Annotated in this window: 27 protein-coding genes and 1 pseudogene; 11 read left to right on the forward strand and 17 right to left on the reverse strand. The window is 47.7% G+C overall.

Annotated elements, in window-relative coordinates; translation table 11 throughout:
• Positions 1-10: 10 nt before the first annotated feature.
• Together AC5SLM_RS08235 and AC5SLM_RS08240 are read right to left on the reverse strand one after the other, a co-directional pair.
• The gene (locus AC5SLM_RS08235; RefSeq protein WP_495250469.1) at positions 11-241 is read right to left on the reverse strand and encodes a MoaD/ThiS family protein; all 231 of its coding nucleotides are present in this window, start codon (positions 239-241) and stop codon (positions 11-13) included.
• Complete coding sequence (locus AC5SLM_RS08240; RefSeq protein WP_495250470.1) at positions 242-1978, reverse strand: aldehyde ferredoxin oxidoreductase family protein; 1737 nt, start codon at positions 1976-1978, stop codon at positions 242-244. It lies immediately after the preceding gene.
• A gap of 194 nt (positions 1979-2172) precedes the next feature.
• Between AC5SLM_RS08240 and AC5SLM_RS08245 the strand changes: the two genes are divergently transcribed.
• From AC5SLM_RS08245 to AC5SLM_RS08295, 11 genes are all read left to right on the forward strand, one after another.
• Positions 2173-2325, forward strand: coding sequence for a hypothetical protein (locus AC5SLM_RS08245; RefSeq protein ID WP_495250471.1), 153 nt, complete (start codon positions 2173-2175; stop codon positions 2323-2325).
• 569 nt (positions 2326-2894) lie between these two features.
• On the forward strand, positions 2895-3539 hold the full coding sequence (locus AC5SLM_RS08250) for a 4Fe-4S dicluster domain-containing protein (protein WP_495250472.1): 645 nt from the start codon (positions 2895-2897) through the stop codon (positions 3537-3539).
• Positions 3539-5479: a proton-conducting transporter transmembrane domain-containing protein gene (locus AC5SLM_RS08255; protein ID WP_495250473.1), complete on the forward strand. Its 1941-nt coding sequence runs from the start codon at positions 3539-3541 to the stop codon at positions 5477-5479. The genes AC5SLM_RS08250 and AC5SLM_RS08255 overlap by 1 nt, the downstream gene beginning before the upstream one ends.
• 9 nt (positions 5480-5488) lie before the next feature.
• On the forward strand, positions 5489-6406 hold the full coding sequence (locus tag AC5SLM_RS08260) for a respiratory chain complex I subunit 1 family protein (RefSeq protein WP_495250474.1): 918 nt from the start codon (positions 5489-5491) through the stop codon (positions 6404-6406).
• 2 nt (positions 6407-6408) lie between these two features.
• The gene (gene hyfE / locus AC5SLM_RS08265) at positions 6409-7056 is read left to right on the forward strand and encodes a hydrogenase 4 membrane subunit (protein WP_495250475.1); all 648 of its coding nucleotides are present in this window, start codon (positions 6409-6411) and stop codon (positions 7054-7056) included.
• 1 nt (position 7057) lies between these two features.
• The gene (locus AC5SLM_RS08270; protein ID WP_495250476.1) at positions 7058-8527 is read left to right on the forward strand and encodes a hydrogenase 4 subunit F; all 1470 of its coding nucleotides are present in this window, start codon (positions 7058-7060) and stop codon (positions 8525-8527) included.
• Positions 8528-8535: 8 nt separating this feature from the next.
• The gene (locus tag AC5SLM_RS08275; RefSeq protein WP_495250477.1) at positions 8536-10275 is read left to right on the forward strand and encodes a hydrogenase large subunit; all 1740 of its coding nucleotides are present in this window, start codon (positions 8536-8538) and stop codon (positions 10273-10275) included.
• Positions 10272-10811 (forward strand): formate hydrogenlyase complex iron-sulfur subunit, encoded by a 540-nt coding sequence (locus AC5SLM_RS08280; RefSeq protein WP_495250478.1) that lies wholly within the window; start codon positions 10272-10274, stop codon positions 10809-10811. Before AC5SLM_RS08275 ends, AC5SLM_RS08280 begins: the two co-directional genes overlap by 4 nt.
• Positions 10808-11629 (forward strand): NADH-quinone oxidoreductase subunit B family protein, encoded by an 822-nt coding sequence (locus tag AC5SLM_RS08285; RefSeq protein ID WP_495250479.1) that lies wholly within the window; start codon positions 10808-10810, stop codon positions 11627-11629. The genes AC5SLM_RS08280 and AC5SLM_RS08285 overlap by 4 nt, the downstream gene beginning before the upstream one ends.
• The gene (locus tag AC5SLM_RS08290; protein WP_495250480.1) at positions 11630-11983 is read left to right on the forward strand and encodes a formate hydrogenlyase maturation HycH family protein; all 354 of its coding nucleotides are present in this window, start codon (positions 11630-11632) and stop codon (positions 11981-11983) included.
• Positions 11984-12000: 17 nt separating this feature from the next.
• Positions 12001-12447, forward strand: a complete 447-nt coding sequence (locus AC5SLM_RS08295) for a hydrogenase 3 maturation endopeptidase HyCI (RefSeq protein ID WP_495250481.1) — start codon at positions 12001-12003, stop codon at positions 12445-12447.
• 32 nt (positions 12448-12479) lie between these two features.
• On the opposite strand, the gene AC5SLM_RS08300 is transcribed toward AC5SLM_RS08295, so the two are convergent.
• The 15 genes and pseudogenes from AC5SLM_RS08300 to AC5SLM_RS08370 form a co-directional block, all read right to left on the reverse strand.
• On the reverse strand, positions 12480-14369 hold the full coding sequence (locus AC5SLM_RS08300; RefSeq protein ID WP_495250482.1) for a methyl-accepting chemotaxis protein: 1890 nt from the start codon (positions 14367-14369) through the stop codon (positions 12480-12482).
• A 109-nt stretch (positions 14370-14478) separates the two neighbouring features.
• Positions 14479-14868 (reverse strand): NifB/NifX family molybdenum-iron cluster-binding protein, encoded by a 390-nt coding sequence (locus AC5SLM_RS08305; RefSeq protein ID WP_495250483.1) that lies wholly within the window; start codon positions 14866-14868, stop codon positions 14479-14481.
• Positions 14869-14940: 72 nt separating this feature from the next.
• The gene (locus AC5SLM_RS08310; RefSeq protein WP_495250484.1) at positions 14941-15366 is read right to left on the reverse strand and encodes a hypothetical protein; all 426 of its coding nucleotides are present in this window, start codon (positions 15364-15366) and stop codon (positions 14941-14943) included.
• Between the two features lie 127 nt (positions 15367-15493).
• Positions 15494-15718, reverse strand: a complete 225-nt coding sequence (locus AC5SLM_RS08315) for a hypothetical protein (RefSeq protein ID WP_495250485.1) — start codon at positions 15716-15718, stop codon at positions 15494-15496.
• A gap of 46 nt (positions 15719-15764) precedes the next feature.
• Complete coding sequence (locus tag AC5SLM_RS08320; RefSeq protein ID WP_495250486.1) at positions 15765-16799, reverse strand: sensor histidine kinase; 1035 nt, start codon at positions 16797-16799, stop codon at positions 15765-15767.
• Entirely contained in the window at positions 16786-17430 is a 645-nt protein-coding gene (locus AC5SLM_RS08325) for a response regulator transcription factor (RefSeq protein ID WP_495250487.1), read from the reverse strand. The genes AC5SLM_RS08320 and AC5SLM_RS08325 overlap by 14 nt, the downstream gene beginning before the upstream one ends.
• On the reverse strand, positions 17427-17675 hold the full coding sequence (locus AC5SLM_RS08330; protein WP_495250488.1) for a hypothetical protein: 249 nt from the start codon (positions 17673-17675) through the stop codon (positions 17427-17429). Before AC5SLM_RS08330 ends, AC5SLM_RS08325 begins: the two co-directional genes overlap by 4 nt.
• A 63-nt stretch (positions 17676-17738) precedes the next feature.
• Entirely contained in the window at positions 17739-18266 is a 528-nt protein-coding gene (locus tag AC5SLM_RS08335) for a putative metalloprotease CJM1_0395 family protein (protein WP_495250489.1), read from the reverse strand.
• Between the two features lie 155 nt (positions 18267-18421).
• The gene (fumC, locus tag AC5SLM_RS08340) at positions 18422-19813 is read right to left on the reverse strand and encodes a class II fumarate hydratase (RefSeq protein WP_495250490.1); all 1392 of its coding nucleotides are present in this window, start codon (positions 19811-19813) and stop codon (positions 18422-18424) included.
• A 230-nt stretch (positions 19814-20043) separates the two neighbouring features.
• Positions 20044-21315, reverse strand: a complete 1272-nt coding sequence (locus tag AC5SLM_RS08345; protein WP_495250491.1) for an ATP-binding protein — start codon at positions 21313-21315, stop codon at positions 20044-20046.
• 229 nt (positions 21316-21544) lie between these two features.
• Positions 21545-21994 (reverse strand): annotated as a pseudogene (locus AC5SLM_RS08350) (DUF6622 family protein); the annotation flags it as partial.
• A gap of 164 nt (positions 21995-22158) precedes the next feature.
• Positions 22159-23142: a nucleotidyl transferase AbiEii/AbiGii toxin family protein gene (locus AC5SLM_RS08355; RefSeq protein WP_495250492.1), complete on the reverse strand. Its 984-nt coding sequence runs from the start codon at positions 23140-23142 to the stop codon at positions 22159-22161.
• A gap of 11 nt (positions 23143-23153) precedes the next feature.
• Positions 23154-23759 carry a DUF6088 family protein gene (locus AC5SLM_RS08360; RefSeq protein ID WP_495250493.1) on the reverse strand — a complete coding sequence of 202 codons (606 nt, stop codon included), beginning with the start codon at positions 23757-23759 and terminating at the stop codon, positions 23154-23156.
• Between the two features lie 195 nt (positions 23760-23954).
• Positions 23955-24614 carry a response regulator transcription factor gene (locus AC5SLM_RS08365; RefSeq protein WP_495250494.1) on the reverse strand — a complete coding sequence of 220 codons (660 nt, stop codon included), beginning with the start codon at positions 24612-24614 and terminating at the stop codon, positions 23955-23957.
• The gene (locus tag AC5SLM_RS08370; RefSeq protein ID WP_495250495.1) at positions 24589-25404 is read right to left on the reverse strand and encodes a sensor histidine kinase; all 816 of its coding nucleotides are present in this window, start codon (positions 25402-25404) and stop codon (positions 24589-24591) included. Before AC5SLM_RS08370 ends, AC5SLM_RS08365 begins: the two co-directional genes overlap by 26 nt.
• Positions 25405-25445 lie beyond the last annotated feature (41 nt).

Below are 25445 nucleotides of genomic sequence, written 5' to 3' on the forward strand. Positions count from 1 at the left end.
AGCATGAACCTCACCCCCCGCCAACTTTTGGAAAGAGGGAGAGAATATCTCCCTCCTGTAGCATCACCTCTTCTACTTCGTGCCGTCCGTTACGCATCAAAACACCTAATGGATACGGACTCACATCAATACCAAGGGCCGCTATCACTGCTTTGGCGCAGGTTCCCTCGGGGTACTCAAGTACTCCCTCTTTGAACCGTCCCTCGCGGTACTGCGCAAAGAGCTTCACAGTAATGGTCATCTAAAAATCCCAAAAAGCATCAAGCTCTGCGCCTGTAAAGTCCCACACCACGTTGTGCGGTGGAAGGGCTTCGTATTTCATAAATTCTGGCAAGCGGTCATCGGCGCTTGTAAGGCCTGCTTTGATGTTAAAGGCGCGTTCAGCTTTAAGGATTTTGATGCCCAAGTTGCTCACATCATCGCCCGTGAGGTTGATGCCAAAGCGGGCATTAATCATGTCCACCAAGGCAGGCAAACATTTGGGGTCATCTAACGCGGGAAATGCCACGAAGATGCACATGCCCGTGCTATCCACCGCCGCAGTAGCGATTTGAAGGTTACGCGCAAGGGTGATTTGTCCCTCTTTGCTCAAAGGGTCCACGTGGCCACCGCTGTTTAAGATGTTGGTCGCTACGGCGTAGCCTGCGGTGTGATCTGCCCCCATGGTAGAGGTTGCGTACGTGACACCTTGCCCCTTAACCGCGCGAGGGTCATACGCAGGGATACTTTGCCCTTTAACCGTAGGAACCCGCACAAGGCCATAGATTTTTCCTAAAACATGGGTACCTCCACCCAAAATGCGTCCAAGGGGCGTCCCTGTGGCAATGTCATTGGCAATGAGCTCATACGCCCGTTTGCCATCGCCGTATTCTAAAATACCTGCATCCACCGCCAAACCAAACACCACACCCGTTTCAATAGAATCCACCCCCAAATCATCCATAAGCGCATCGATTCTGGCGATAAGGTCTAGATCCGTGATGCCCATGTTGGCCCCATAGGCCCAAATGGTCTCGTATTCAAAACCAGAAGTTACGTAATTTCCCTCGGCGTCGTTGTACACTTGTGAACACTGAATCACACATCCCGCGTGGCATCCGTGGGTAGTTTTTCCGCCTCTGGCTTTGATGTTCTCTGCCATGGTTTCACCGCTAATTTTTTCTGCGTGCTCCCAATTGCCACTTCTAAAGTTACGGGTAGGAAGGCCGCCTGCTTCGTTGAGGATATTCACAAGCACGTTGGTGCCAAAAGCGGGCAATCCTTGGCCACTGATGGGGTTTTCTTGCAAAGCTTTAGTAAAGATTTTGCTGGCTTCTTTGAATTTTTCAGGATCCGCGATGGTGGTTTCTTTGTAACTTTCCGCATCCACCGTGATGCACTTGATTTTCTTAGAACCCATGACCGCACCAAGGCCGCCGCGTCCGTGGCTTCGTAGCTTTCCACCTGGGTCTTTGACGGAGATGTTGGCCAAATTCATGCGCATCTCACCCGGGGTTCCGATGCTCATCACCGCCACTTTTTTGCTGTATTTTTCCAACATATAATCCAGCACTTCGTAGTTATTTTTTCCCACAAGCTCTGGCACGGCGAAAAACTCCACCTTGTCTTTACTTACATGTAAATGGTAAAAAGTGCTGTCGTCTTTAGGCAAGCCTTCGATGATGAGTGCTTTGACCCCAAGTTTAGCCATAATCCCCGCACTCGTGCCCCCTACATTTGACTCTTTAATGCCGCCCGTTAGTGGACTTTTTGCGCCACAGGAATTACGGCCACTGTTGGCTGCACTTGTGCCTGAGAGCAATCCTGGAGCAAAGACAAGCTTGTTGTTTGGTCCTAATGGGTGGCATTCAGGATCCACCTCTTCAGCAACGACAATGGAGGTTAAAGCGCGACCGCCAAGCCCTGCCCATTCTACGGGAACCTCTTCCACGGAAAAGCCCATAGTAGCCATGTTAACGCGATAAATTTTGTCCGACATTTTCTCTCCTTCTGAGAATTTTTGACATCACAATGGTATAGAAAGTTTGTAGCGCGAAAATAGCGGTGAGAGGGATTTTATATTGAAATTTACTGTTTATTTTAAAATTCTCTAAAACATTATTATTAGATAAGTTTTAAAGGTGCACACCAAGCGAGCCACATAATCCAGCCCGTCTGTGCATGAAAAAGAAGATGAGACCAACAAGAGGATTTAGCCTTACATGTAAAGGGGTTGGTCACAATGTGTCCGCATTTTTATTATCAATTTTTCACTACCTCTACGACAATCCCCACTGTGTTGAGATGGTAGCTTCTTCTGTGGGGAATGTTGGTGCTTCGGTTTGATGGGTTTGTATCGTTGGATAAATGGACGAGGGTATGTTAATCTTCATGGATTGGGGTATATTTGATGCACTCAAAGATGCAATACTACTAGGGTTACGGTTGCGGCACGCGTCTAGCGTGTGTGTTGCACAAAGCGGGGTGAGAAGAGTTTAAAACCCCTTATTGGAACCCTTTACATGTAAGGATATTTGCACTTTTTTATCGACTCAAACCACTACACCTCACCTTGCTTGGACAATACAGATATTCCAAAAAAAGCACACACTACATCCCCTAAGTGCAAAAGATAAAATGCGCAATCAACCCAAAAGAATGGACTGTGGCCTTAGTGTTGCATGATGGGTCAAAAGAGGAAACTCCCATTAAAATCTGCTGTTTATTTTAAAATTCTCTAAAACATTATTATTAGATAAGTTTTAAGGGTATACACTCTCAATAAGCTATTTTCGTGCTATACATGTAGTGTATTATTTCGTTATCACATTCTTGGGACGTAGGGTTTTTGACTGCTCAAGAAAGGTTCTAATAACTTTGGTTTTTCAAACCATACAAACCGTAAAAGGTCGTCTATGTCAAAAATTCATCAATTTGTCATCACCAACCCCGACATGTGCATCGCCTGTAATGCCTGCATGAAAACCTGCATCAAGCACGCGTACATGCGCGGGAAACTCTCCAAAAAAAGGTTGGACGTGCTTACGCTAGAGAGTGGCAAAATGCCCAACCAATGCCGCCAGTGCGACGACGCACCCTGTGCCAATGTCTGCCCCACAGGCGCACTTTATATCGCCAATTCTTGCGTTGAGCTTTGCGAAGAGATTTGCATTGGGTGCAAGCTTTGCACTATCGCCTGTCCTTATGGGGCCATCGTCATTGACGCAGAATTTCCCCCTTCCATCCAAGAAGAGGTGGAGCGGCATTTGGAGGCGGGCTGCATCAGCGGCCTTAAAAGCATCGCCATCAAATGCGACATGTGCGTGGGCATTGAAAGTGGACCTGCGTGCGTGGGCGTGTGTCCAACGGGAGCGTTAGTGTTTGTAGACCCCGTGTCAGGGGAGTGTAAATTTGGCAAAAAAATCAAAGGGGATTTAGCACCCTTTTTAAAAGCCATCGCGCCTGATACAGTATTTAAAAACGTCCCCGAACCTTTTGTCAAAAAGCCCAAAGAGCCAAAACCTGCTTCCAATGAAACGCCAAACAGTGAGGAATCCTAATGCAAACGGTATACACACTCTTTTTACTCACCTCTGCTCTTTCTCTCCTTTTGTACAAAAAACCCCTCCTTGCTCAAAAGGTTGGGTTTGGACTGGCCACGCTCTTTTCCTTATACGCCAGCATCTTTTTCTTTTCCAGTCTGGGCGAAACCCTCGTGTGGACACTGCCGGGAAACTTCATCAGCGCCCCCGTGTTTCGGCTAGACCCTCTGGGGATGTTTTTTAGCTTCCTTGTGAGCCTCGTGGCCTTTGCCGTGTCGCTGTTTAGCTTTGATTACGCCAAATTTTACGAAAAAAAGGCCAATTTAGCCGTCTTCGCGTCCTTGTTTAACGCGTTTATTCTCTCCATGTTATTGGTCATCGCTAGCGATAATGTGTTTTCCTTTATGCTTTTATGGGAAGTGATGACCCTTCTTTCAGCCCTATTGATTCTCATTAATGACGGCAAAGACGCGTCTAAAAACGTTATGGTGTACCTAGGCATCGCCCAAATAGGCGCCTTTTGTTTGATGATTGCACTCTTAATCATGGCTAGCGTTGCGGGCAGTTTTGAATTTAGCGCCTTTGCTTCCATGGACATCAGCTTTGGCATGAGCTTGACGCTTTTTATCTTACTATTAATAGGCCTTGGCTCCAAAGCGGGCATGTTTCCTTTTCACGTGTGGCTGCCTCTGGCTTACTGCCGATGCCCTTCCAATGCCTCTGCACTCATGAGCGGGGTGATGATTAAAGTGGCCCTTTTTGCCTTTATCAAATTTTCCCTTTTACTCCCTTCCTTGGTGGAGTTTGGCTACATCTTACTCTTTATGGGCGCCCTTAGCTGTGTGTTTGGCATCATTTACGCATTGGTTTCCAACGACTACAAAGCCGCCATCGCTTATAGCTCCTGTGAAAACGTCGGCATTATCTTTCTAGGGCTTGGCGGTGCATTTTACGGGCTTGGGACACATTCACCCACCCTTGCCCTGCTTGGCTTCATCGCAAGCTTCTTTCACATCCTAAACCATGCGGTCTTTAAATCCCTCTTGTTTATGTTAAGTGGCAACGTCTACACCGCCACCCACACGCGCGACATGGACACCCTTGGGGGTTTGCATAAACAAATGCCCTACACGTCCATCATCTTTTTTGTAGCAGTCCTTTCCATCTGTGCCCTCCCCCCGCTCAACGGCTTTGCCAGTGAATGGGTGGTGTACAAAACCATGGTAGCAGGAGGCGTTGGCGAAGGCGCGGCCCCTCGCTTTTTCTTCTCCCTTGCCATCATCGCCCTTTCCATTACAGGCGCCATGGCCATCATGGCTTTTTCTAAAGTATACGGTTCTGTTTTTCTTGGCCTTCCCCGCGACACCAAACGTGTTGAAGAGGTCAAAGAGGTCTCTTTTGTGCGCCTTTTACCTTTAGGATTGCTAGCAAGCTTGTGCGTGGGGATTGGTATTTTTATGAACGATGTCATCGGGATGCTTACTACCCTTGTGCTCACGCTCATCCCCCAAACATCCCTTGTCACCGAAGATTTTATCTCCATGCCACTCATCATCCTTGTCATGCTTCTTTGTGCCATCATTCCTTTTGTGTTGTTTTACCTCTTTAAGGCAAACAACAAAGAAGCGCGCGTCACAGACCCGTGGGCTTGTGGTTTTCTCTACAGCAACACTATGCAAATTGGCTCAAACGCCTTCACGGGCGACATCAAAAAAGCCCTCAGTTTTATCTTGCGCTACGAGAGTGAAGTGAAGATTGAGGGGTACTTTTCCAAGGCGGTTTACACCCACAAAACCCGTGATTTTTTCTGGGACAAGCTGTATGAGCCAGTGATTCACTACATCATGGTCATTGCCGATAAAATCGGCGTCTTTCAAAACGGCCGAACCAATCTGTACGCAGGTTATATCTTGATTTATCTTTGTTTGGTGCTCGTTTTCGGGCATTACTTTTTATAGGAGGGCACTATGGATTACATGTACTTACTTTTACAACTGGTTTCAGCCATAGCAATCGCTCCTTTGTTTGATGGGATTTCAAGGAAGCTACGGGCCAAATTTCAATCCCGCATCGGGCCAAGTATTTTTCAAACCTATTACGACATTTACAAGCTGTGCAAACGGGGTCGAACCAAATCCCGTAGCGCCAGCTTCATCTCCCAAATCGCCCCTTATGTGCTCTTTGTGAGTGCGGCGGCGATGTTTTGTGCCTTACCCATCACCTATGGCACTGATTCTGTGTTGGCGCGATTTTCTGACATCTTTGTGTTGCTCTACCTAGGGGCTTTGTTTCGGTTTACGTTTATCGTAGCGGGCATCGACACGGCCAACCCTTTTTCAGGGGTGAGTGCAAGCAGAGAAGGCACTGTTGGGTTTTACACCGAAGAGGTGGCCGTTATTTGCCTTATCGTTGTCATGATGGGTGCAGGAAGCACCAACTTGCCCTTCATCACAGGCTTGATTCAAGGGGGAGTGTACGGGTATGCCGTTCCTTCTTTTTCCATCGCTGCTACCGCCTTTTTGTGGGTCATGTACGTAGAAACAGGGAGAAAACCCTACGACTTAGCCGAGGCTGAGCAGGAGTTGCAAGAGGGGGTGTTGGGAGAGTTTTGTGGGAAAGATTTTGCCCTCATTGACGTGGCCATCCTCTTGAAGCAATTTGCCGTGTTGGGATTTTTCCTCGTCATTTTTATTCCGTGGAACTTTGCACACCCGCTCTTGGCGTTGGTTGTTTTCTTAGCAGAAGTGGGCTTTTTGTATGTCATGGGCGTTTTCATTGACAACTTTGGCCCACGGTACACGATTAACTACGGCCTCAAACGCACCATGCTCTTTGCGTTGGCTATTTCGTGCACCTCTTTAGCACTTTATATTATGGGGATTTAACTATGGCACATATAATTGATATCGTTGCAGTGTTGATGATGGTCACCAGTTTTGCGGTCTTTGGGCTCAGGCAATACCGCCACAGCATCCAAGCCTACGCCTTGCAAACCCTTTTGCTCGTCATCATCTTTTTGGCGCTCTACTTCAAATACGGCACACATGAGCTTCTTATCTGGGCAATCACCGCCTTTGTCATCAAGGTGGTGTGTGTGCCTCTTTATTTGCTCAGACTCGTGAAGCGCTTGGGTGTTGTGGTGGAAGATGAGCCCGTGGGCGGATTTTTCATCTCCCCTGTGGTAGCCCTGAGCTTTTCCCTCGCCGTTGCCATGATGTTTTACAAAGTCTTTGTCAACTTTTCACTCTTTCAAGACGCACTGCCCCTTTTTGCCGCGTCTTTTATCTTCATGATGGGGATTTTTGGCTTTATTTTACGCAACTCTTTCATCAAGCAAATTCTCTCCTACTGCCTCTTTGAAAACGGCATCCACCTCAGCCTTGCACTCATGGCGTACAACTCCCATGAACTTGTGGAGGTTGGCATCTTAACTGACGCGATTTTTGCGGTGCTCATCATGGGGATTTTAGCGAAACGTTTTTACGGCACGTACGGAAGCCTTGATACTTCCAAAGCGGTTAACTTAAAGGGTTAATATGGACAATCTTACACTCATACTCATCGTACCTTTTGTTTTTGGCATCGTCATGTTTTTTATGCCACTGCAATTTAAACTTTTGCAAAACATGCATATCGTGTTAAGTTTTGTGGTCTCTTTGGTCTTGCTTTTAGCAGTGGCAGAGGTGGTTCAGGGAAATGAACTTTGGGCTTTTAACCAGTTTCTTTTTCTAGATTCCATGGGGGCCATCTTTTTATCGCTCATCGCCATCACAGGCTTTTTGGTCAATGTCTACGCCACCACCTACATGAAATGGGAGCTTGAAGAAGGCCATGTCACCCTAAGGCAGGTCAAAAACTATTTTGCACTCAGCTTTATCTTTACATGGACCATGAGTTTAAGCGTGGTGTGCAATAACATCGCCTTTATGTGGGCGGCCATCGAAGCCACCACCTTGGCTTCTGTCTTTTTAGTAGCAATCAAAAACGATAAAAAATCCACCGAAAGTGGCTACAAGTACATCGTGTTGTGCAGTATCGGCCTTGCCTTTGCCCTCTACGCCACCATCTTACTCTTCGCCGCAGCCAATGGCACCATCGAGGGTGATGCGATGTTGTACACCAACTTACTTGCCAACGCGGAACACTTAGATACTAGCGCTTTGAAGCTCATCTTTATCCTTGCGCTCATTGGGTATGGCACCAAAGCGGGCCTTGCCCCCACCCACACGTGGTTACCCGATGTACATGCTGAGGGCCCAGCACCCACCTCGGCCCTACTCTCAGGGGTCTTGTTAAAATGCGCCTTGCTTGCCCTTATTCGCTATTACGCCATCGTGGCAAACGGCGTAGGGTTTGATTTTGTGCAATCTGTGATGCTTGTGAGTGCTACACTGACCTTGTTTGTCTCCGCCTTTTTCTTAATTCGCCAGCACAATGTCAAGCGCATGTTTGCCTACCACTCCGTAGCCCACATGGGCGTCATTGCCTTTGGATTAGGTGTGGGTGGGCCCATCGGGCTTTTTGCCGCACTCTTTCACTGTGCCGCCCACTCCTTTACCAAAGCCCTTGCCTTTTGCTCCACGGGCAACATCGCCAAGATTTACGGCACCAAAGACATGACCAAAATGGGCGGGATGATTCGCATCGCCCCCATCACCACGGTGCTTTTTGGCATTGCCATTTGTTCCTTGGTGGGCGTGCCTGGCTTTGCGATTTTTGTGAGCGAGTTTCTCATTTTTAAAGCCGCGGCCATCGATGGGAAGTATGTGTTGATGGGAATCTTTGCCCTTGCCTTAGCGATTATCTTTATCGCAGATTTTTCACACTTCTTTCTTGCTTCTTTTGGTAAAGTGGAAGGCACAGTGGTACATAATGGCGAAATGAAGCTGGGGGAAAACCTTCCGCTCATTGCACTGGCTGTTTTGATTGTCGCCTTTGGTGTGTGGCAATTTGAGTCCTTTACCTTTCTTTTGGATGAGAGCGTTAAAAGCATATTAAAACAATAGGATTACTCATGAAATGCGACAAATTTATAGAAGCACTCAGTGCCAGAGTTAAAGTCTTAGAAGTCACAAGGCAATACGAAGACCAAGTCACGGCCTTAGTAGAACTAAATGACCTTCCCGAAGCCGTGCGCTTTTTGTACTACGACATGGGAGGCTACCTCTCCACCATGGTGCCCAACGATGAACGCAGTATCAACAAGCACTACGCCCTTTACTATGTGCTCTCCATAGAGGGTGGCAAACTGTTTGCAGGTGATGAAGTCGCCCAAGAGGAAAAGTGTTTTGTGACGGTCAAAACCCTCATCTCACCTGATAGTTTAACGTACCCTTCTGTCACCCCTTTCGTGCCTGCTTGTGTGTGGTACGAGCGGGAAGCATACGACATGTTTGGGCTTGTGGCCGAGGGTTTGCCCGATAAACGGCGTTTGGTGTTGAGTGATGATTGGCCCAATGATTTGTTTCCTTTGCGCAAAGATGCCATGGACTACCGCTACCGTCCTGACATGAAAGACCACTACATGGAGCCTGAATACGACTTCTTGCGCCCTGAGGGAACAGGGATGATTGACGTGCCCCTTGGGCCGTTACACATCACGGCGGATGAGCCAGGCCACTTTAGGCTCTTTTGTGACGGAGACACCATCATCGACGCGGATTATCGCCTTTTTTACCAACACCGCGGCATGGAAAAACTGGCTGAGAATCGCATGAACTACGACCAAATGGGCTACTTGGCCGAACGGGTGTGTGGGATTTGTGGTTACGCCCACGCCATTGCGTGTATTGAATCGGCCGAAAAAGCCATTAACCTTGAAATCCCCGCCCGTGCCCAAGCCATTCGGGTGATTTGTTCGGAAATCGAACGCCTTCACAGCCATTTGTTAAACATCGGGCTTGCTTGCGAAGTGACGGGAAATTACAATGCCTTCATGCACATTTTCCGCATCCGCGAGTACTCCATGAAACTGGCCGAACTGGTCACAGGCGGGCGAAAAACCTACGGCAATGTGGTCATGGGTGGCCTTAGACGCGATGTGACGGGTGTTGAGATTAAAGAGAGTTTGAAGATTTTGAAAATCATCGAAACCCAAGTGGACGAAGTGTGGGACGCGGTCATGGACGACAAGCGCCAAATGAGTCGCTGGAAAGGGGTGGGCATTTTAGACAAGCAAGTGGCCCGTGACTTTTCCGCTGTAGGACCTAACATTAGAGGCAGTGGCATTAAGCGCGACACCCGCTACGACCACCCTTATGATTTTTTCAAACAGATTGAGTTTGACGTTGCCGTCGTGGAAGGGGGCGACGTGTTTGCCAGAGAAATGGTGCGCTATATGGAGCTTAAAAGCTCCGTGTCTATCATCCGCCAGTGCTTTGAGCTCATGCCCCAAACAGCCATCATTGTCGACCCAAAATTCCATGTGAAGCCTGAGAACTACGCCCTTGCGTACGTGGAAGCCCCAAGAGGGGACAATGTCCACTGGATTATGCAAGGGAGCGCGCAAAAGGTGTTTCGATGGCGCTGTCGGGCGGCGACGTACAACAACTGGCCAAGCTTGCGCTTCCAGTTTCGCGGCAACACCATCGCCGATGCGGCACTCATCGTGTGCAGCTTAGACCCGTGCTATTCGTGCACGGAGCGCATCACCGTGGTGGACATCAAAAGCAAAAAGAGCAAGATTTTGACCAACAAAGACTTGAAAGAGTTTTCCAAAACCCTTAAAAACAGCCCGATGAAGGATCTGCGATGATGAAACTTCTCGATATCAGTAAAAAATACGGGGATGCGACCCACAAGTACCCCTTTGAGCCTTACAAGGTGGCGGATAATTTTCGCGGCAAACCTGCTTACATTTTTGACTTGTGCATTGGGTGCGCGGCGTGCGGCATTGCGTGTCCTTCCAATGCCATCACCGTGGCCTTTAATGAGGAAAAAACCAAACTCATTTGGGAGTTTGACTGCGGACGATGCATTTTTTGCGGACGCTGCGACGAAGTGTGCCCCACGGGTGCGATTAAACTGAGCGAAGAGTTTGAACTGGCCGTGAGGTTTGACAAATCCGCCCTTATCCAACGGGGAGAACTTGAGGTGCAATATTGCACTACATGTAAGAAACCCTTTAGTGCCAAACGGCTTGTAAAATACAGCTTTGAGTGTTTAAGCAAGGCAAATGTGGGCCCAAAACGGCTCGAAGAGGCAAAAAACTACCTCAGCGTTTGCCCTACATGTAAGAAATACGCCACCGTCGCAGAATTTACCACTGGAAAAGAGAGGGTGATAGAATGAAAACCTATGAAATGCCAAAAGAGATTGAACTGGCCAACTCCCTTGAGGAAAAACTTGCCCTTTTAAAGCACATCGGCCGAAGCTTTAGCGTGTTTCGTGTGGATTGTGGGAGTTGCAACGGCTGTGAGATTGAGATTTTTGCGGCCATCACCCCCATGTGGGACCCTGAACGCTTTGGGTTTAAACTGGTTGCCAACCCGCGCCACGCGGACATTTTGCTTTGTACAGGTCCTGTAACACGGCAAATGTACTACCCGCTTTTGCGCGCTTACGAAGCGACCCCTGACCCTAAACTGGTCGTCGCCCTTGGGGCGTGTGGTGCCACCGGAGGGATTTTTTACGATGCCTACAGCGTGCTCAGTGGGATTGATAAAATCATCCCAGTGGATGTGTACATCCCAGGGTGCCCACCCCACCCTGCTAGCATTATTTACGGCCTCACCACTGCCCTTGGCATCATGGAACAAAAACTTCAAAAAGAGAGCCATGAAGAAGAGGGAGAGTTGCCCTCACTCGTGGCAGAATCTGTCCTGGGCAACACCCTTTTTGAACGGGATTTGCTTGTACAAGCCAAACGGCTCATGAGCTATGTGTTTGGGCGAAAATTGTACGACAAATACCTCACAGCACTGACCCAAAGTGGCAACGTCAAAGACACTAAAGCCACCAAAGCTGCCCTCACTGAGGCCATCAAAACAGAACCTGACCCGCGGTATGCGGAATGCCTTGGCATCTTGCACAACGAAATCTACACCCAATACGTGCCTTGCGAAGAGGAAGATAAAATCAGCCTCCACCGCGTGGAATGGGGGAAATAGATGGTAGTGGTTTATCGGCTTACCAAGAGGCACCTTGATGGGGCAAAATCGGGCGATGCACGGCTTGATCAGATTAAAATTTTCTCTACATGTATAGGGCACGGGGTAGGAACGATTGATTTTAGTGAAAAAGTGTTGGAGATTGACGAACCTGAATTTGAACAAATCCTCCACCACGGCGGGGAGTATTTAAACTTTAAACTGGGCAATTTGACCAAATATTTTGAAATCGAAATCTTCCCCGAACACGCCCAAAAACTTTTACCACACCTGATGGAATGCCCCTTCAAAGAGCTCTTAAAGGAGCTAAGGGAAGGGTATTTGGTCTTAAGAAAAGATTTTCAACACGCGTAAAAAAGAGGAGCAATTTGGTGAAAAAAGCACTGTTATGTGTGGGCAATGAACTGCGAGGAGATGATGGGGTAGCGATTGCGCTGGGGCGACTGGCGCAAGAACACTTGCCCCAATGGCGTATCTTTTTTGGCTACGACACTCCTGAGGACGAGTTTGGCTCTTTGCGGGAATTTGCCCCTGATATCATCGTCGTTGCCGATGCCATGAGCGGATTTAAAGAAAACACCATAGAGTTTTTAGACCTGAGCGATGAGCACACTTACATCTACTCCACCCACAACCTTCCCACGCCCATTCTCATCAGCTACCTCAGAAACATCTGCACCAAAACCATTTTTTTGGGCATTCACGTCTTGCTAGAAAACGTTTTGCACTTTACCGAAGGCTTAAGCCAAAACGCCCAAGCCTCCGCCTTAGCCTCCCTTGAAAAAATCAAAGAACTTGATGCCATGCTTGAAGCCTAATCCCCCCGCCTAAAACGCGCAGGGGGGGGGCGCTACACCTTAAACTGCCCCAATTCACTGTCGAGTTGGTTGGTCATTTGAGAGAGGTGTTCGCTGGCACTGGCCACTTCTTCGACACTGCGCGCGTTGGAATTGGCAATCTTGTCCACCTCTTTAATCTGCTCAATAATCCCTTGAATCTCTTTGGAAATCTTTTCATACTCAGCGACACTGTGGCGGTTGGCGTTGATGCTTGAACGCATGATTGCGGTATTGGCACTGATGCGCTCTTCGAGTTTTTCAGAAGAGCGGGAAAGGGCAAGGATTTCTTTGGAGGTTGCGTCCATTTCCGTACTCGCATCGGCGATGGATTGCACCACGACATTGATGGTCGTGTTGATTTCCGTGAGGGATTTTTGCGTGCGCTCGGCAAGTTTACGCACCTCATCAGCCACGACGGCAAACCCGCGTCCGTGCTCCCCTGCGCGCGCGGCTTCGATGGCGGCGTTGAGGGCCAAAAGGTTGGTTTGTTCGGCAATATCGTTGATGACACTAAGGACGTCTTTGACTTCATTGGTACTTTGGCTGGTGTGGTTAAGTTTTTCAGCAAGGCTTAACTCTTTTTGGGAGGTTTGGGTAAGCAATGCATTTAAGTGCACCATTTCGTCTTTGATTTGCACAAGGTTTTTGTCCGCTTCTTCGAGGCCTAGGCTATTTTCTTGTGCTGTTTTCACCGACGCTTGGATATTTCCTAGCACGCTTGCTCCCGCCCCAGTCGTTTGGCTAACGATAAAAGTTTCTTCTTCGGAGCGTTTGCCCACGGACGTGGAGGTTGAAGAGAGCTCATGGGCAATGGACGCATTTTCAGCACTAGTGTGCCGCGCTTTTTTCAACACCGTTTGGATTTTTTCGATAAAAAGATTGATATCTTTTCCCATTGTCGCCAACTCATCGTTGCCCTCAATGGCGATACGGCGGGTCAAATCCCCCTCCCCTTGCCCAAGGTCACGAATCATGGTGCCAAGGGTGCCTAGTGGCCTAAAGAGGTACGAAAGGGTAAGGATGATGCTTAGCAAGGAAACGCCCACAATCACCGCGCTCATGAGGATAAAACGGTTGCGGTAATTGGCCACGTCCTTAAATGCCACGTCCGCATCAATCACCGCCAAAGCCTTCCACCCCGTACTAGGGACGGTAGAAAACACTAACACTCGGTCTTTTCCACTAAACGTGTACTCAATCAAGCCACTCTCTTGTGTGAGCATCTTTTGCTCCATCCACGCAAGGTCTGGCATCGCTTTGGCAAATTGTTTCCCAAAAAGGTCTTTACTGGGGTGGGCTAAAAAGATACCCTTATCGTCCATGAAGGCCAAATAGCCCCCTTCGATTTTCGTGCTGTTGGCACGGTGTGTGAGGGCATCTAGGGTAACATCTGCCCCTACAACGCCCTTAAATACGCCATTGTGCACCACTGGAGCCATGGCTGTTGTGATAAGTTTTTTGGTAATTGCATCTTCGTACACCTCGGAGACGGAGGCTTTTTTAAGCTCTTTGGCCTTCATATACCACCCCCGTTTTCGCGGGTCATACTCCGCAGGCGCTACCCAACCGCTTCCATCCACAAACACGCCATCTTCAAACCCAATATACACATCAGGAACATTGAGCCCACGCATGCTGTTTTCCAAAAAAGGCATAATCAGCTCTTGCTGTGAGGAAGTGTGTGTGCCAAGTGTTGCCGAGAGGCCCACGAGGGTGCTTAGGTTGTAGCCAATCCATGAATTTAAGTACTCAGCAGCACCTTGAGATACCTGCGAGAGGGTAAGCTCAACGCCTCTTTGGATGTCTTTTTTGGCTCCCATGTACGCCGTTGTGCTAAAAATACCGTACCCCAAAACCAATAAAAACCCTACGGTGAGATAGATTTTTTGTTTAAACCCCATAATTACTCCTTGTTGTGCAAATGTGACCGTTAAAAATTTGGCCCGATTATACACAATTAGGAAAACAAACCGGTAACAACTTCTGCTTACATATAAGGCACCAATGCCTCTAGTGTTTGCCCTCGCAGCCGCAGGTGTTGGCACAATTGCCAGGATCTAAAAGCGTGTCGCAATTGGTAGCATCAAGTTTTTGAAGTTCGCCCCTTAAAAATTGCACGTAAATAGCATCGATGCTTAAAGGGGTCTTCTTACATGTAAAGACAGCAACACCTTGCTCGGCATAGCGCGTGTAAAGCCCTTTGCCCATGTGGTAAAACACGGTGGCCGTGATGCCTTTTGTCATCAAAAATTCAACGCCTTGTGTGCCGTTGCCACATTTGGGGTTTTTCACCACGTGCATGGCGCCACTCTCCTCATCCAACAGGGCAAAAAATGGCGCGTTGCCATACAATGGGGAGATGACCGTAGCGTCACTGGTATCAAGGGGGATTGCTATCATACGTGTTCCTTTTTTACAAAATAGGTATGCATATGGCGTTCCACACGAGGGAAGTGCTTTACATGTAAAGGATTAAGGGGTTAAGGTTTTGATTTTTTGCCCCACAGCCTCTAGGGGCGAAGGAGGAAAAGCATTGAGCGCACAGCCGTTTTCTTTGGCAAGGGTGTAATGTTTGGTGTAGGTTTCTTGGGCGGCGTTGATGTTTTGGGCGAAGTCTGTTTGGGCCTTGGTGCGGATGAGAAAAAGTTGGGCGTTGGCCCCGTGAATATCTTTGGCAGCCAAATACGCCATCTCAAACTCTTCCACAATGTACGCATACGCGTGTTTTGCTGCCTTTTGATGGGTATCGCAATGGGGGTATGTGCTCACAGGAGGCACTTGGGAAGGTGTGGGTTCTTGGGGTTTTGAGGGTGTAAAAATAATCAATGGAACAGGTTCCTTAGGCGCGCATCCTGCCAATAATATCCCCAAAAAACATCCAACAATAACCTTAATCATTCATTCTCTTTGTCTTGAAATAAGGGGGTATTATAACACAACCCGTTTGGGTGTTGGTCTAACACAAAACAGGCAACAAGCGCATGTTCTTGTTGCCTTAAAGGGGATCGTAAATGCCTAGAAAAAACTACTGTTTGGGTGCTTTATCGGCGTTGATTTTTTCGATGGCTTTAGCGCGGTCTGCTTCGTTCATGTCCAAAAGTTTTTGGTCAATCTTTTGCATTAACTCGCTTTTTTTCGCCGCATCGGTTGTTTTGTTCATCTCATCTACAAGCACATCGATGCTTGAACCTGCAAATACACTTGTTGCTGCTACTAGTACGAGGGCAGCCACCTTTTGTCGTAATGTCATTGTCTCTCCTTTAGTTAAGTTGTAATGACAGTATAAAGAAGATGTGTTAGTTAAGTGTAAGTACGACTTTGGTGCCTTTGCCAGGCGTACTGGAGAGGGAGAGAGGGAGATGAAGGGCCTCGCACAGCTGCTTCACGATGGCCAGTCCGATGCCCAGTCCTCTAGCGTTTTCTTTGTAGTAGCGCTCAAACGCCCGCTTGGTGTCGCGGATGCCAATCCCTGTGTCTTGGATGCACAAAGAGTCTTTTTTGAGGGTAACGTGCACGGTGCCGTTGCGACGGTTGTATTTGCACGCGTTGGTGAGCAAGTTGTCCACGATGCGCGCTAGGGCGTTGTGGTTACTTTGGAGGCGCACGGGGTCAAGCTCAAGGGTAAAAACGATGCGCGGATAGAGTTTTCTCAAAAGGGTCACTTGCGCCTCGATGAGCGTATCTAGCGCAACGTCGTCGTCTTTAGTAAGGGTTTCAAAACGGAGAAATTGCAAGTTTTTGTGGAGTGAGGCGATGGTATTGGCGCTGAGTTCTATGCGCTGTGTCTCTTCAAAATCGCCCCTTTTACGCAACAATCTGGCGTTGAGTAAGATGGAAGTAGCGGGCGTATTGAGGTCGTGGATAAGGTCTTTTAAAAACTCCTCCAAGAGACGCAGGGCATGGCGCATGGGACGGAGGGAGTACATGGCAAAGCCTGCGGCAATCCCCAAGATAAACACGACACTCACGCCCAAGAGCTTGAACATCTCTTGGCGCAGCGCGTCAGTGAGCACCGCAACCTTTTCTTGGGCGTACACCACCTTTAAGAGGTAAGGCCCCGTGGTGGGGATTTCAAAATAAGCGCACAGTCCCTCAGGGCAACGGTACATGTAAAAAAGTTGTTTGGTGTCGTCTTTTTCAACGATGTCTAGCGCAAACTGCTTTCCTTGAAAATCAAAGGTATACGCTTTCATTTGCTGTAAAAGGGAGTGTTCCATTTGGCTTAGGCGGTCTTGGTGGTACATGTAAAGGATGATGGAGCTAAAAGCAAACAGTGTCAGAAAGAAAAGGGAAAACGTGGTAAGGAAGGATTGTTTTTCATAGTTTCTCAAGACGGTACCCTATGCCTTTGCTGTTGGTAATCTCAAGGGCAAAGGTCTTTTTGAGCTTGCTAATGAGCACTCGAAGCCCCGCGTCACTGGGTTTATTCATGTGCTCAAAAAAGGCATCTTTTTCCACCATCAGCCCAACATGACGCAACAAAAGTGCAAACACCGCTTTTTCCACGCTTCCTAAATCCACCTCCACGCCTTGGCGGTATACGCGGTTGGTGAGCAAATCAAAGGTAACCTCTCCGTAAACAATGGCAGGGTTCTTGCGGCGCAATATGGCTTTGATGCGAATGAGCAATTCGTCTACGTCAAAGGGTTTTTTGATGTAATCATCGCACCCACTCTTAAACCCCCGTGACACCGAGGCAATGTCTCCTAGCGCGGTGAGAAAAAACGCGGGCGTGTTGTCATTGGCATCGCGCAAAAGGCCTAGGGCATCGGCGCCATCAAGCATGGGAACGTTTACATCAAACAGATACATGTCATACACCGCTTCGTATGCTGCCTCTAGCGCCTCTTCGCCGTCGTACGCCACAGTGACCGCAAACCCCTCTTGGGTTAAGAGTTGGTGCAGGGTTTGGGCGAGCATTTCGTCGTCTTCGAGGAGGAGGATTTTAGGGACTTGATTCATGGTTTTGGGGCCACAAAAGGCCGGCTAGGCTGCTTGGAACGCGCCTCAACAAGGGCTTGCGCTTCCTCGCGCGCTTGCTTATTCAAGGTGGCAAGCTCTTGCTTCACTTCTTCCATCAACACCCGCTTTTCTTCGGGGTCTTTGGCGTGGTTTACCTTTTCAATAAGCACATCAATCGCCTTACTTTGCCCCTGCGCCACCGACACCAAAAGCACAACACTTAGCCATCCTTTAAACCATCCCATCGCTTTCCTCCAAATTCTTCCCTTATGGTACTCAAAAAGTATTAATTGAGTGTAAGTTGGGGCTTACATGTAAAGGTCAACGCCATGTTCTGGCTCTTCTTCTTGGGCGTATGCTTTGCTGGAGGGGGCACTATTTTCTTCTTGTTGGGCTTTGGCAATCTCTTGCAACGCGCGCATTTCAAGCAAGGAAGCGGTGGCGGCTACTTGGTAGTCGGTGGGGCTAGGGTCTGCAGGAGCGAGGGCGGCGGTGCGTACTTGACGCATTTTGGAGGTAGTCTCTTCGGGCGTGCTACCTTCGGAAGTGTCGATAGGTACTTCGCCGCCGATGGCGTATTGGCGGTTGTCAGGGCCTATCTGGTAGGTAAAACTAGCCCCGCCAGTAACCACACCCGCCCCTGCGGCAAGGTGGGCCGCTTCGTGGGCGCGCACTTGGGTATCACGGGTTTGGAGTTGGGTGAGCTGGGCTTGTTCGGAGGGTGAGAGCGTCTTTGGGGCATTGCTTTCTTGGGAAGAAGTGTCGTTTTGTTTAGTAGCGACAGATTGGGCATTAACACGAGTGTAAGAGGGGTTTAATGCGCTTCCCACTTCCATACTATTCCTTTATTACATGTAAGGCAAAAATGCATACCTTTTAGTATACCAAATATTTTTTGGTCGGTCGCACAAGGGGCTAGCCCGCTGCGCTTTTTTGTGGGTGCGTGTTACATGCAAGGAAGTAGCGACCCCGAAGGGTCGCTACAGGAGGATTACGCTTTGGGGTGAATCATTTCTGAAGGGATGACGTATTTGTCAAAATCGCTTTCGCTTAAAAGGTCCAGTTTGACGCACGCTTCTTTAAGGCTTAGGCCTTCTTTGTGGGCAAGTTTGGCCACTTTGGCGGCATTTTCATAGCCGATGTAAGGGTTGAGCGCGGTGACGAGCATGAGGGAGTTGTTGAGGTTGTGGGTGAGTGTTTGCGTGTTGGCCTCAATGCCCTGTGCGCAGTGGATGCGAAAGGAATCCATCACGTCACTAAGTAGCCGTACTTGTTGCAAGAAATTGTAAATAATCACAGGCTTAAAGACGTTGAGTTCAAAGTTACCCTGACTCGCCCCAAAGGCGATGGCCGCGTCCGCGCCGAAAACTTGGCACGTGACCATGGTCACCGCTTCGGCTTGGGTGGGGTTGACTTTGCCTGGCATGATGGAACTGCCTGGCTCATTCTCAGGAATATTGAGCTCACCAATCCCGCACCGAGGCCCTGAAGCAAGCCACCGAATGTCGTTGGCGATTTTCATCAAGTTGGCCGCTAAGCCTTTGTTGGCGCCGCTGGCAAACACGAGGGCGTCGTGGGACGTAAGGGCGTGAAATTTATTGGGCGCGGAGATGAACTGTTTTTGGGTGAGGGTTGAAAGTTCTGCGCTCACCATTTCGCCCAGCTTTGGATGGGCGTTAATCCCCGTGCCCACCGCTGTTCCGCCGATGGCAAGTTCGCGCAAGGAGTCTAGGGCGAGGCGAATATGCCCAGCCGAATGTTCCAACATGCTTTTGTAGCCGCTAAATTCTTGTCCCAAGGTCAACGGCGTCGCGTCTTGCAAGTGCGTGCGGCCTATTTTGATGATGGGTTCAAACGCCTTCTCTTTTGCCTCTAAAACGGCTTGCAATTTAGCCAAAGAGGGCAAAAGTTTCTCTTCCACTTCGATGACACTAGCAATGTGCATGGCCGTGGGAAAAGTGTCGTTGGAGCTTTGAGACATGTTGACGTGGTCGTTGGGATGCACCAGCTTTTCCTTGCGAAAATCCCCGCCCAAAATCTCCGTGGCACGGTTGGCGATGACCTCGTTGAGGTTCATGTTGGTTTGGGTGCCACTGCCTGTTTGCCAGATGGCTAGAGGAAATTCGTCGTTAAACTTGCCCTCTAAGATTTCGTCGCACGCTTGGATAATCGCGTCTGCTTTTTGCCCATCAAGCTTGCCTAGGGCTTGATTGACCGTGGCTAATGCGCGCTTTAGGTACGCAAAAGCGCGGATGAGTTCGTGGGGCATTTTCTCTGTGCCGATGCGAAAGTTTTCCAAACTGCGTTCACTTTGGGCGCCCCAATAACGCGCGTTTGGCACCTTAATCTCGCCCATCGTATCTTTTTCGATGCGGTATTCCATGAAAACTCCTTTATAAAAAATGTGTTTGATTATGGCACAAGAAAGATTTGATTTTGATAAACATTTTCAAGGCGTTGTAATAATAAATCTAACAAATTTTACGCCAAAGATAATCTACAATAGCCCTTTTCCAAAAAAATGGCAAAGATGCAAGAACCTTGCTGCAACACGCGGATTTAGCCATGCACAAGGCAAGGACGGAAAGAAGAGGGAAATACTGCTGTTTTTTTTCACGTAAGGCACGGCAAAGAAAGTAATGCAAACTGATCAAAACTCATCACCTCAATATCGCCCAATATTTCATTGGTGTCGGAAGTGATAAGCAGGTTTTTATACCGACCTTCTTTGTTAAAAAGAGCAAAATTACCCAGTTCCCGTTGCCGTGTTTTTGGCTCATCAATTTTATGTGCAACTTGATAGAGCGTTTCTTTAGAGAAAAAATCAATCTCGTGGGCTTCTTTGAGGTAATACACGCTCTCTTGCTGTTGATGCAACACCGTAAAAACCATATTTTCTAAGCGCTTGCCGAGGTTTTTTGAGGCACCCTCAACGATTTGCAAAAAGCCGTTGTCGAGTGCATATATCTTTTTAAAAGATTTAATCCGCTCTTTGGGCTTGTTGTGAAATTTGTCAATGCGTTTGAGTAAAAACGTATCCTCAAAATAGCCGATGTATTCTTTAATGCTTTTATCGCTCACTCCAAACGTTTGGGACAATGTCGTATAATTTAGAAGTGTTGTTGCGTTGGAAAGAAGGTAGAAAAAAAGCCCTTCTAGCGTCTGGGAATTGCGAATACCAAAGCGCGGAACAATATCTTGGTAAAGGATACTTTTGGCATAACTTGTGAGAATTTCTTTTTTAATCAGCGGCTCTTCCACTTCAAAAACCTCATAAAATCCGCCCCATGTCAAATACTCTTCCTTTGCCCGCGCGATATCTATTTTGTTGGTTATGCGCTCAAATTCTGTCGCATAACCAATCCCTTTGTACGTCAAAAACTCTCTAAAATTAAAGGTGCTAAGAGAAATAGTAAGACTTCTTCCACTTAAAAGTGTGTTGAGTTCATTTGAAAGCATGGCCGAGTTTGAACCCGTAATGATGTATTTAATGGCACTTGATTCGTATTTACTCTTGATGTACACCTGCCAGTTATCGATGTACTGTATTTCATCAAAAATGCAATACACCTTACCTTTTGGATTCATCAGCTCAAGGTAGGTTTCGTACAAGGTGCCCAAAAACGCAGGATTGCTCTTGTGCTCCAAAAACATGGGGTTTTCAAGGTTGATAAAAAAGATGGCCCTTGGGTCAACACCATGTTCAATGAGGTGGTTGATGGCTTGTTTGGCAAGTGTACTTTTGCCACAGCGCCGTATGCCTGTGATGGTGATAATCTGCTTAAGAGGAAGGTAAGAAATGAGTGTTGCTAATGCTTCTCTTTTGACACTCTTGTAACCCTTATTTTGCCAGTGAGGATTTTGCTCAATCAATATTTCTTTCACTATACTTCCTTATAAATATATATTATTAAGAAGTATATTACCGTAAAATTTATATTTTTCCAACGCATTCACACCAAAAGTAGCTTTACGTGTAACACCCTTACATGTAAAGCTACCCACCAAAAACATTCTTTCGCATTCCTACCCGTAACACGAACAAGATAATCTCACCTTCAACGACCCGAAAAAGCACGCGGATTTTCCCTAACTTCTTTGCTTTAAAACCGTACTAGCACCACAAGCGGTACATAACAAAAACACGTGCCACAAAAATCCCACTTAAAGCACCTAAGCAAAAACTTACGCCTAGAGAAAACCAAGAAACATTCAAAAGCCAAGGTGAGACGATAGAAACAACGCTCAAGAGGTACTTAAGCCAAAAAATCCCCATAATCGCCCAAAACCAAACCCAATTTCCTTGAACAATAAAGAGCTTTTTTTGCACTTGGTAGACGATGCTTTGGATGACCTTGTACCCCAACGCTACCTTGGATGACAATGCCAATCCCAAAACCCACACCACCACAGCAACACTAAATCCAAACGAGGAAACAACCCCTTGAAGCGAAAAGAAGAACATTACTAGCGGAACAATGAGTGCACGCACAAGAGGCAAGGCTCTTTCTTTGGTTTGTGCATATCCAAGCGCAACTAAAAATCCAAAGAGTATCCATACCCAAAGGGGCGTTTTTGCAAAATTTCCAACACTTCAAATCCCTTTTTGTAGCTATTTTACCTCTATAAAAACCCGCCCAGCCTAAACCCGCGCTTAGAGACGTTTCCCAGCACTCCTTTGGGGAGTTTTAAAGTTTACATGTAAGCACTATCGCATGCAACAAAAAACTACTTACGGTTAATTTCATCCTCAAGCGACCCAAGAAGGATTATAATTTCCTCAAACGAACACTGCTTCTGGAAAATCATATGCCCCATGGCTTCATAATCTTTCTGGAGGGCTTCTAGGCGATATGCAGGAGGGATGAGCTTGAGTGTTCCTTGCGTTGCTTCGTCAAATTTTGCCCAAGGCGAGGGATAAAACTGCATTTTAAAGGCCACAACATGCGCCAAAAGCGCCCTGTCTTGTAAGGCTTCATTTTTAACGCTAGATTGTGCCATCATGGCCAAATCATAATAGTGTCTCGAGTAGCGAAGGGGTAGGGGTTTGTTGGGGGAACGGTAAGCTTCTTGATGCAAAATCGTTGCTTTCTCCCAAAAGGTTCGCTTCGCCACAATCGCCTTTACACGTGTATGTTTTTTTTCAAACACTTGCGGAAATTGCTCGGCGGCATAGGGTGAAATTTCAAATGCGTCACAAGGTAGCCATGAAGCCAAAGGCCCAATCTCAAGCAATACTTGCGGTCGCAGATAAGCATCTTTAAATGCCGCTGGATAATGCACTTGAATGTTGTAAGGATTTGCTTCATCAATGCTACATGTACACAACGGGGCGAGAATCGTTGAGATGAGCGGTAAAAGCTTGTCTTGTATGTAGCGCAGGGCGTCTTGGTTGAGGGCTTCATTGCGTTTAACTTGCTTGTTTTTAGTCGGCAAAGGTTCCGCGCAATCTTCCTGTGTGATCTCACGCCAATCTAAAATCAAATCGATATCTTCTGAAAAACGTCCAATAAGGTGAAACACTTTAGACAAAGAAGTTCCGCCTTTAAACAGCAATATTTTGCCCAGTAACGGATGTGCAAAAATCTTATCTAACACCCACACCACCCAAAAATCTTTTTCAATAATGGCATTGGTAGTGTTGAGCGCAAAAGCACTTTGGCTAAAAAGCTCTTCGCGAATTCTAGACGATGCGTGTGCTATTTTGTCCACAGGTTGCTTCTTTAGTCTTGGCAAATGACTTTAATGGCTTCATAAATCCACGTTGTCGCTGTCTTTGTGTCGGCTAAAATCTTCCCATAAAGCTTTGGATCCACACGGCTTTTAAGGTGAGTGATGGTCTCCTTGGTCATTTTTTCTTTGCCCAACGCCTTGAGTGCTTGCACGAGAATGGAACTCTCTTTGTGCTTAAACCCAATATTTTTAAGCGCCGATTTTTTAAACTCTAGGCGCATTTTTTCTTGAATCACATAGGTTTTATTGGGGCCATTGCTTAAGTAAATGTAGGTAGCGAGAACTTGCGTGCTTAGGCCAAAAAAGCTCAAAGCGCTCTCGCCACTGATTTCAATTTGCCAATTAAATTTGCGCGCAATGGCACGAGCGGCTTGGTCAATATCTGCACTGCGTTCTTGTTTTAAAAATTCGCTGTATTGGGGAAAGTCATACAACCCTCTAGCAATCCGCCGAATCTTGCCTTGTTTTGCGAGACTAGAGAGTGCTTTGTCGATGTTATTGATTGAAAAATCTTTAATAAAATCGCTGGATGAAAATACATACCCTTTGCCATGGCCATATATCTTAGAAAGCATCTTATCTTCGATAGATTTCATGGATTTACCTTATTTATTTTTTCAGGAAAAAGTATATCTTTTTCTGAATATTTTTATGCTTTAGTGCCTGAAAAAGAAGGAGCGCCATGGCATATCATTGAGAACTTTACCATGTAAAGCTACCCACCGCAACTATTTTTTCGCGCCCCCAACACAACCAAAACACTTAACGCCAAGCAAGCAAAAACCCTGACTTTAGCCCAGCCGAAACCCGCGCTTAGACACGTTTTCCACCACTCCTTCGGGGAGTTTTTTGCGTAGGTCGCGGATGAAGCTTTTGCGGGCGGCTTCGCTGACGTCGCCTTGCCACAGCTGGGTTTCCATCATGGCGTACGTGACGAGGTCGTGGGTGGCAAGAAGCGCTAAAAAACGGCTCTCTTTGTGGCTCAAAAGCGTCATTTCTCCTTTACATGTAAGGGTTTCTTTTTCCGCGTCTAAAAACACTCCTTCGCCCAAGGTAAAAACCCCACTGCTCTCTCCCACAAAGGCCGCCCTGATGCCTTCCAGCAAGCGGTCGATGGAGGCGGGTTTTTGGATGAAATGCTGAATGTTGAGGTTGATAAGCTCGATGAGGTACCGCTCGCTCGTGTACGCCGTGAGCATCACGATGGGCGTGGCGCGATCGGTTTTGCGGATGTGCTTGGCCACTTCGATGCCATTGCGTTTGGGCATTTGGATGTCACAAAGTACCAAATCAGGCCGTTTTTCTTCCCACAGCTGCACACCCTCTTCCCCATCGCGCGCACTGTAAACGTCCTTGAAATAGTACCTTAAGGTGTTGACCAACCCTTCCAAAATCCCCGCATCGTCCTCGATGCACAGCACCGTTTTAAGCGGATACGTCGTCTCTTTCACGCGTCACCTCCATCACAAATACTGCGCCTTCCTCGCCGTGTTCGTACCACAGTTTTCCGCCCATGCTTTGCTCTACGATAATCTTGCTCATATACAATCCCAATCCCGTGCCGTGTTCTGCCTTGGTGCTCACATACGGCTCAAACAACCGCGCTTGCACGCTTTTTTCCAGCCCGCCCGCATTGTCCTCGACACGCACGTGCACGTGATCGCCGTGGTGCTTTACATGTAAAGCAATGTGCGGTTCTTTGATGGCACGCTCCACTAGGGCATCTTTGGCATTTAGGAGCAGATTTAACAGCACTTGCGCCCATTCACGACGGTAATTCACCACCGCACAAGGCTGGTGTACATGTAAAGAGATTTTAACGCTAGAGGCGCGCAAACTGGCTTTGGCCAACATGAGCGCTTCTTGGCACACTTCCTCCACCTCAAAACGCTCTTTGGCCTTGGAAGGTTTGAAAAAATGGCGAAAATCGTCGATGGTTTGGGACATGTGGTCTAAAAGTTTCGTGGCGCGCGCGGAGGTTTTGGCCATCAAAGCGCGGTCGAGTTTGTTAAACCGCGAGGCCGCTTCAAGCTCCATAAACATCCCCGAAATCTCACTCAAAGGCTGTCGCCACTGGTGGGCGATGAGGCTCATCATCTCTCCCATCTGCGCAAGACGCGCTTGGTGTAGCATGGCATTTTCTCGCTCTTGTTGCGCCACTTTTTCTTGGCGCAACCGCCACAAAAGCACCCCAATCACGCCAAGGGAGGTGAGGAGTAAAATCGCTAAAATTACCACCACAAAATCTCCTCAAAGGTGATTAAAGGTTTCAAGTATTCACC

It is taken from the genome of Sulfurospirillum sp. HTRB-L1, assembly GCF_059415125.1.

Bases quoted from the DNA above. Each gene is read 5' to 3' on its own strand.
- AC5SLM_RS08235 (WP_495250469.1), bottom strand. From the start codon at position 241: ATGACCATTACTGTGAAGCTCTTTGCGCAGTACCGCGAGGGACGGTTC.
- AC5SLM_RS08275 (WP_495250477.1), top strand. From the start codon at position 8,536: ATGAAATGCGACAAATTTATAGAAGCACTCAGTGCCAGAGTTAAAGTC.
- AC5SLM_RS08290 (WP_495250480.1), top strand. From the start codon at position 11,630: ATGGTAGTGGTTTATCGGCTTACCAAGAGGCACCTTGATGGGGCAAAA.
- AC5SLM_RS08260 (WP_495250474.1), top strand. From the start codon at position 5,489: ATGGATTACATGTACTTACTTTTACAACTGGTTTCAGCCATAGCAATC.
- AC5SLM_RS08330 (WP_495250488.1), bottom strand. From the start codon at position 17,675: ATGGGATGGTTTAAAGGATGGCTAAGTGTTGTGCTTTTGGTGTCGGTG.
- AC5SLM_RS08255 (WP_495250473.1), top strand. From the start codon at position 3,539: ATGCAAACGGTATACACACTCTTTTTACTCACCTCTGCTCTTTCTCTC.
- AC5SLM_RS08240 (WP_495250470.1), bottom strand. From the start codon at position 1,978: ATGTCGGACAAAATTTATCGCGTTAACATGGCTACTATGGGCTTTTCC.
- AC5SLM_RS08245 (WP_495250471.1), top strand. From the start codon at position 2,173: ATGAGACCAACAAGAGGATTTAGCCTTACATGTAAAGGGGTTGGTCAC.
- AC5SLM_RS08250 (WP_495250472.1), top strand. From the start codon at position 2,895: ATGTCAAAAATTCATCAATTTGTCATCACCAACCCCGACATGTGCATC.
- AC5SLM_RS08310 (WP_495250484.1), bottom strand. From the start codon at position 15,366: ATGATTAAGGTTATTGTTGGATGTTTTTTGGGGATATTATTGGCAGGA.
- AC5SLM_RS08335 (WP_495250489.1), bottom strand. From the start codon at position 18,266: ATGGAAGTGGGAAGCGCATTAAACCCCTCTTACACTCGTGTTAATGCC.
- AC5SLM_RS08285 (WP_495250479.1), top strand. From the start codon at position 10,808: ATGAAAACCTATGAAATGCCAAAAGAGATTGAACTGGCCAACTCCCTT.
- fumC (WP_495250490.1), bottom strand. From the start codon at position 19,813: ATGGAATACCGCATCGAAAAAGATACGATGGGCGAGATTAAGGTGCCA.
- AC5SLM_RS08315 (WP_495250485.1), bottom strand. From the start codon at position 15,718: ATGACATTACGACAAAAGGTGGCTGCCCTCGTACTAGTAGCAGCAACA.
- AC5SLM_RS08325 (WP_495250487.1), bottom strand. From the start codon at position 17,430: ATGAATCAAGTCCCTAAAATCCTCCTCCTCGAAGACGACGAAATGCTC.
- AC5SLM_RS08280 (WP_495250478.1), top strand. From the start codon at position 10,272: ATGATGAAACTTCTCGATATCAGTAAAAAATACGGGGATGCGACCCAC.
- hyfE (WP_495250475.1), top strand. From the start codon at position 6,409: ATGGCACATATAATTGATATCGTTGCAGTGTTGATGATGGTCACCAGT.
- AC5SLM_RS08300 (WP_495250482.1), bottom strand. From the start codon at position 14,369: ATGGGGTTTAAACAAAAAATCTATCTCACCGTAGGGTTTTTATTGGTT.
- AC5SLM_RS08360 (WP_495250493.1), bottom strand. From the start codon at position 23,759: ATGAAATCTATCGAAGATAAGATGCTTTCTAAGATATATGGCCATGGC.
- AC5SLM_RS08270 (WP_495250476.1), top strand. From the start codon at position 7,058: ATGGACAATCTTACACTCATACTCATCGTACCTTTTGTTTTTGGCATC.
- AC5SLM_RS08305 (WP_495250483.1), bottom strand. From the start codon at position 14,868: ATGATAGCAATCCCCCTTGATACCAGTGACGCTACGGTCATCTCCCCA.